Annotated in this window: 5 protein-coding genes; 1 reads left to right on the top strand and 4 read right to left on the bottom strand. The window is 43.1% G+C overall.

Annotated features, from left to right (window positions below; all coding sequences use genetic code 11):
• The coding region (locus tag AC1DSE_RS27865; RefSeq protein WP_477528536.1) for an MFS transporter at positions 1-1,004 on the top strand (1,004 nt) is incomplete at its 5' end.
• Here AC1DSE_RS27865 and AC1DSE_RS27860 read toward each other — a convergent pair.
• The 4 genes from AC1DSE_RS27860 to AC1DSE_RS27845 form a co-directional block, all read right to left on the bottom strand.
• Positions 996-2,807 (bottom strand): PAS domain S-box protein, encoded by a 1,812-nt coding sequence (locus AC1DSE_RS27860; RefSeq protein WP_477528535.1) that lies wholly within the window; start codon positions 2,805-2,807, stop codon positions 996-998. The two genes, AC1DSE_RS27865 and AC1DSE_RS27860, sit on opposite strands and share 9 nt — an antisense overlap.
• A 243-nt stretch (positions 2,808-3,050) precedes the next feature.
• On the bottom strand, positions 3,051-3,926 hold the full coding sequence (locus AC1DSE_RS27855) for a carbohydrate ABC transporter permease (protein ID WP_477509426.1): 876 nt from the start codon (positions 3,924-3,926) through the stop codon (positions 3,051-3,053).
• Positions 3,923-4,828, bottom strand: a complete 906-nt coding sequence (locus AC1DSE_RS27850) for a carbohydrate ABC transporter permease (RefSeq protein ID WP_477509427.1) — start codon at positions 4,826-4,828, stop codon at positions 3,923-3,925. Before AC1DSE_RS27850 ends, AC1DSE_RS27855 begins: the two co-directional genes overlap by 4 nt.
• A gap of 107 nt (positions 4,829-4,935) precedes the next feature.
• Positions 4,936-6,378, bottom strand: coding sequence for an ABC transporter substrate-binding protein (locus AC1DSE_RS27845; protein ID WP_477528534.1), 1,443 nt, complete (start codon positions 6,376-6,378; stop codon positions 4,936-4,938).
• Between the last annotated feature and the right edge of the window lie 77 nt (positions 6,379-6,455).

Raw genomic sequence — 6,455 nt, 5'->3', positions numbered from 1 at the left:
GTTATGGGGAACGGAAGATCGTTATTATTTCATTGCTGCTGTTTCTATTGTTTTCGATCGCATACTTAGGTGTTTTTGGCTACGCGATGCTGCTGCTGGTTCGTTTTTTTCATGGCGRCACGTTCGCTATCGCAACTACCTCTACGAATACGACTGCAATCGGAATCATACCCGAGCATCGCAAAGGAGAGGGAATTAGTTACTTCAGCTTATTTATGAGCCTCGCGATGGTCATCGGCCCTTTCGTTGGCTTAACGATAACAACGCATGGCGGCTTTACAGCGATGTTCGCATTATGCGCGGTGTGCGCGCTCATCTCCTTCATCCTAGGCGCTTCAACAGCCAAGAAACCCGCCGCTGCCAAAGCTGAACAACCGATCATAAAAACGAAGAGCAAGCTGCATTGGCGCGATCTTGTAGAGAAGAAAGCTGTTCCCATTGCACTTAGCGGGTTTGTAGTCGCGTTCGCCTACAGCGGGCTCGTAACGTTTATGTCGGTTTATGCTCATGAACAGGCTATTGATCAATATGCCAGCTATTTCTTTGTGTGCTTCGGCATTATGATTGTATTGCCTCGTCCGCTTGTCGGTAAATTGCTTGATCGTGTAGGAGATCATGTCATTGTATATCCCAGCATCGTTATATTTGCCATCGGCATGCTGCTGCTTAGCCAAGCAAGCTCGCCCGTTATTCTGCTTGTTTCCGGTGCTGTCATTGGCCTCGGATACGGAGCCCTGCTGCCTTGCTTTCAGACCATAGCCGTGCTTGCTGCTCCGGCTCATCGCAGAGGGCTCGCTACAGCAACGTTTTATTTGCTGTTCGATCTTGGATATGGAATTGGATCCTACACGCTTGGCTCCTTGGCTTCAAGCTACGGGTACAGCGTTATGTATATACTTTGTGCCATTATAATTGCCTTATCTTCCGTCATTTATTTCACACTTCACCATAAACGCAAAAGATTGTTGGCGACATCAGACGATAACGCCTATAGCTCATCCTAGGCCTATCGTTAGCTGATCCTCAACAGGCAGCATAATTTCCACGACTGTTCCTTCGTTCATCACACTGCTAATTTGAAGCGTACCCTTGTGCGCTTCAATAATGCGGTTGCTGATCATTATGCCAAGCCCAGTCCCTTTTTCTTTCGTTGTCAGAAAAGGTTCGCCGATTTTTGAAATAAGCTCCTCCGGTATACCTGGACCGCCATCTATAATTCGGATATGAACGAAGCCATCCTCCAAGCTTGCAACCGTCACAACAACTTCGCCGCCCTGCGGCATTGCCTCTAACGCATTTTTAATAATATTTAAAAAAACCTGCTTAAGCTGGTCCACATTGCAAAATATACTCGGCCGTGTATGGTCAAAACAAACCTTCAACTCCACATTTATAAGAATAGCTTGTGTTTCCAGCAAAGATAATACACTTCGCAGTATCGGCTCTAGAGGCTCGCTGCGATAGTTCGCGAAATGCGGCTTCGCTAACGTCATAAACTCATTTACGATTAAAGTAATACGGTCAATTTCATTGGCCATAATTGAAAAATAATGCGGGTTCTCCGGGTATTTACTGCTTAATAGCTGCGTGAAGCCCTTTAGCGCTGTTAACGGATTTCGAATTTCATGCGCTACGCCTGCGGCAAGCTGACCAATTGCCGACAGCTTCTCCGAACGAATAAGAACCTCCTCCGAGCGTTTGCGGTCGGTCAAATCACGAATCACACTGAGCATGACATCCTTGCCCAAATAATTGTTAATTCGGATACTTGAAACTTCCACATCCAGTAATTTTCCGTCCGTACGAATAAGAACACGTTCCTCAAAAGGTGTTGCCTCGTCCGTCGACATAATGAGATGCATTTTTTCAAGCGATAATGCATGGTGGCTCTGATGAATAAATTCGAACACACTTGTACCGATTATCTTTGCTTCCGATTCAATTCCTAGCACTTCCAAAGCTAGCTTGTTCGCGTAAAGCACGATCCCTTGATCACTCATAATGATCGGCTCGGGAACAAACTTTATAATTTTTTGATACAACTTGGCATTTTCCATTAACAATTTTTCTTTTTCACGTTTAGGTGTAACGTCTTGAACGGTTCCAAGCAAGGACAGTTCTCCATTAAACATAATAACTGTACTGTTTCCCTCCAAATAGATGCGGCTGCCGTCTTTTTTTATTCCTTTACTTTTGATAGGGAATTGACTTAATCCAATACCCATTCCTTGTAAAATCTTGCTTTTGTGAATATTGATTTCATCCTGATCCATTAAATCGTTTATCGAGATGGCGTACATCTCCTCTACCGTATAACCATACATCTCCGCTAGATATGGGTTGGCATAAACAATCTTATCCCTTAGCCCTACGAATACACCTGCTACAACGTTTTCCATCAAGCTTTTATATAAATATTCCTTCTCGTGCAAGGAAGCTTCCATTCGCTTCTGCTTGGTTATATCATGAATAATAAGCTGGACAGCATTTTTACCATCAAATTTCACAGCTACTGCTCTCATTTCAACCTCTATCACTTGCTGGTCCAGACGAAGCAGCTCGTAATAGGTAAACGTAGAAGGATTAGCCTCTAGAATCAAATAGTTGATCATAGCTGGAAACCGCTCCATAAACTCGGGATGTATGAATTTGTTTATGGGGTCTCCAATAATATCATCGAAATTGCTAATGCCCAGCATAGTTAGCATTGCTTGATTAGCAAAAACAATATTATCTTCTAACACAACAATAAGCCCGTCAGGAAGCATATGAACTAAATGCTGATATCTCTCTTCGCTTTCCCTCAATTGTTCATTAACCTCGACGATTTTAATCCCCTCATCTCATCTCATTTCAACAAGCAGCTTCATCCTGTTGATTACTTTCAACATCTTCAGCCTTCTTCCTGCTCAACTTCAATTTTAAAATACAAAAAAACATTGCCGCCAGCAAATGTATCGATTAGCGGCAATGTCTATAAGAGAATCATTAATTCGTTTTACTACTCATTCATAAAGCCCCGTGCAGCTAAAACTCTAGCTGATGAAATGCTAACCTTTCACCCCAGCTACATTAAGTCCACCCATGATGTAACGCTGGAAAATAAGGAAAAATATTAGCGGCGGAACCATCGTAATCGAAAGCACCGCAAACTTCACGTTCCACTGAATCGTGGAGCCGGAATACACCACATATCTGAAAATACCTGTTGCAAGAGGATACATATCCTTCTCCAGCATAACAAGTGACGGCCAATAAAAATCATTCCATGTGCTGGAGAAATAGAAGATGATAAGTGTCATTAGGATAGGTACCGACAAAGGAATCGCGATCCGAATGAAGCATAGAAACTCACTAGCTCCGTCGATTCTGCCTGCTTCAAACAGTTCCTTATGCAATCCATCGAAGAAGTTTTTCATGAGCAGCAAATAAAAAGCATTCGCGCCTGCTGGAAGCCAAAAGGCCCAGTAGCTGTTTAGCAAACCTAAGCTTTGCAAGTTAAGGAAGTTTGGAATTAAATAAGTAGCAGATGGAATCATCAGGGTAGACAAGAAAAACAGCATGACCACTTTCTTGAAAGGTACCCGCATATGTGACAACGCGAATGACGTCATGCCAATAAAGACAAGGGCGAAAATAACTGTTCCAATAAAAATCATCAGCGTATTTTTCAAAAACTTAAGCATCGGAATAACATGCCATGCATCAATATAGTTATGCCACAGCCAATCCTTTGGGAAAAACGGCGCAGGGAAAGCAAAAAATTCCCCAGTCGTCTTCAGAGAGCTAAGCAGCGTATTCAGAAAGGGATACAGCATGGATACAATGATTATGCCGATAAAAAGCACCATCACTGCGTAACCCAGCTTTACTTGCCAACGTTTGAAATCAAATGACGAGATTATGGAACGCTCGGTATTTTTCATCCTTTTTCACTCCTATTCTGCACTTTCAGGTAGAAGAAGGAGAGCACCATCATAACGGCGAACATCATCGTACCCATTGCTGTTGCTTTGCCAAAATCCAAATAAGTGAATGCATTTCTGTTCATAAGCAGCATATAAGTTAAGGTCGCGTTGTCCGGACCTCCGGCAGTCATAGCCAGTTGTGCTTGGAAGCTTTGCGAGGTGTTTATGATTTGCAGTAAAAACATCAGAAACAGCAATGAGCGCAAATTAGGCAGTGTAATAAACTTAATCCGTTGCCATACGCTTGCACCGTCGATTTCGGCAGCTTCATACAGATCCCGCGGTATTCCGACGATTGAAGCCAAATAGATGAGCACCGCGCCGCCAAAGTTTTGCCACGTTTCCATAATAACGATCGAGATCATGGACATGCCTTTTGTAAAAAAATCAATTGCCGGCAATCCGATGCCCATCAGAAATGCATTAATTGGTCCGATCGGATCATAAAACCAAACCCACATGCCATATAGCACGATAGCTGGTATTACACTTGGCAAATAACCCGCTACGCGAGCTAGTCCTTGAAATCTTCTGAGCTCCGATACAGCAATAGCAACCGCAGCAGGCACCCAAAATCCAATGACTACGCAAAGTCCCATATAATACAGCGTATTTTTTATTGCGATATAAAAGTCACTTGAACTCGTAATATCGGTGTAGTTTTGCAGTCCAACAAAAACATTCCCTTTAACGAAATCCACCTCTTGAAAGCTGTACAGAACTCCCTTAATAATAGGAATCCAGAGAAAGAGCAAGAAAACGATAATTTCGGGAAGTACAAACAAGGCTCCCCACATATAGAGGTTCCACTTGCGCTTTTTCTTCGTGTTTATCGTTGATGCAATCGTTTGTGTTGCCATGGTTCTCCCCCTCCCAAGGTGCAGCGATACTTATGATCACTTCTAATGTGTAAAAAAAACGGGCCAATACCGAGGTTATTGGTATTGGCCCTTGGTGTCGCGGCTTTTTATTGAATCGTAATTTTGTCGTAGAATTCCGATTGGACTTTAGCTGCTGCTTCATCCAACACTTTTTTCAAATCAACATTTTTTGTCGTGAACACTTTTTGAATAACGTTAGCCATTTCTGCATAGAAAGCTTGTGTTTCATATTGCGGCTCCGGCTTACCATCAAGCAAAGCCATCAAAGCAGGGTCATATGTGAACACATTGTCGTGTTTAGCCAACATCGTATCCCATTTTTGACCGAACTCCGATTCTGGTGTCCAATAGAAAATTGTTTGTGGAATATATACTTTGTTTTCTGATTTACGTGTAGTAATTTCACCATCGATTGCATTAATGAATTCGTCAGTGAAATACTCGGAAGTCAACCAGTCAAATGCTGTTTTTTGCTGTGCAGCATCTGCTTTAGGGTTGATAACTTTGAAGCTGCCGCCTAGTACGCCAGTGTGTTTGCCGCCTTTAGTTACGGATGGGATTGGATAAATAACGACGTCGTCTTTGCTGATACCGCCTGTGTTGATGGCTGCATCCGCTGCATTGCCGCTTCCGCACATAACCATTGCACCACGGCCTTGGTTAAACAGGTTGAGTGCATCGCCGTAGCCTAGTGCCCAGTTTTTCGGAAGCACGTCAGCATCTTTCAACTGCTTGTAAAACTCCAACGCTTTCAAACCTTGCTCGCTGTTGAATGTTGCTTTTACTTTACCGTTCTCAACCGTTTGAATGTCGCCGCCCGCTGCAAACAAGAAGTTCGTCCAGTTCCAGCCTGCTTCTGTGCCTTTGCCCATTGGGATAAAGCCAGCAATACCTTTAGCCGGATCGTTTACTTTTTTCGCAGTTTCAATCAGCTCTTCCCAAGTCCAGTCAAGCGATGGAAGCGGAACGCCCTTTTCCTCGAAAATTTTCTTGTTAAGCGTAATTGTCATAACATAAGCATCTACTGGAATACCATAAATTTTACCGTCAACGGAGAACGGACCAGTCATAATTGGATTTAAATCATCTTTGTTTTTCCAATTTTCAATAAGGCTCGTAACATCAGCCGCCCAGCCTTTTTCAGCTAGAACACGTCCTTCTGTCAAATAAGCATTAAACTCAGTTGGCGCATTGTTAGCAGCCATTTTAATTCCGATTTCAGTTGGGTTGTACTGCCAATCGTCCGTTTTGATCGTTACGTTAGGGTTTGCTTTTTTGAAACGCTCAATTTTCAGGTTCAACTGCTCGATCGCTTCTGTTCTATCCGGCGGTTGGCCTTGAACTGTAATTTCTACAGGCTCTGCTGGTTTCTCAGTTGCTGGCTGCTCCTCTGTTTTGTTTACAGCTGCATTCGTTGCTTTTCCAGCATTTTCTACTTTCCCTTTGTTTCCGCCATTGTTACTGCCACTGCAGCCTGCCAATACAATCATTAGTACAAGCATGCTGATTACGATTCCCCTGATCTTCATCGTGTTGGTTCCCCTCTCAATTAGGTCTTTTGTTGCTTGCATCCTCATTATAAGTCAGCTTCTTCCCTCTACACGAT

This window comes from Paenibacillus sp. 01L418, from assembly GCF_056400045.1.
The sequence above is the reverse complement of the archived record's forward strand: the minus strand, read 5'-3'. Positions and strand labels throughout refer to the sequence as shown.

Excerpts from the sequence above, each read along its gene's own strand:
- AC1DSE_RS27850 (WP_477509427.1), bottom strand. The coding sequence starts at position 4,828 with ATGGCAACACAAACGATTGCATCAACGATAAACACGAAGAAAAAGCGC.
- AC1DSE_RS27845 (WP_477528534.1), bottom strand. The coding sequence starts at position 6,378 with ATGAAGATCAGGGGAATCGTAATCAGCATGCTTGTACTAATGATTGTA.
- AC1DSE_RS27855 (WP_477509426.1), bottom strand. The coding sequence starts at position 3,926 with ATGAAAAATACCGAGCGTTCCATAATCTCGTCATTTGATTTCAAACGT.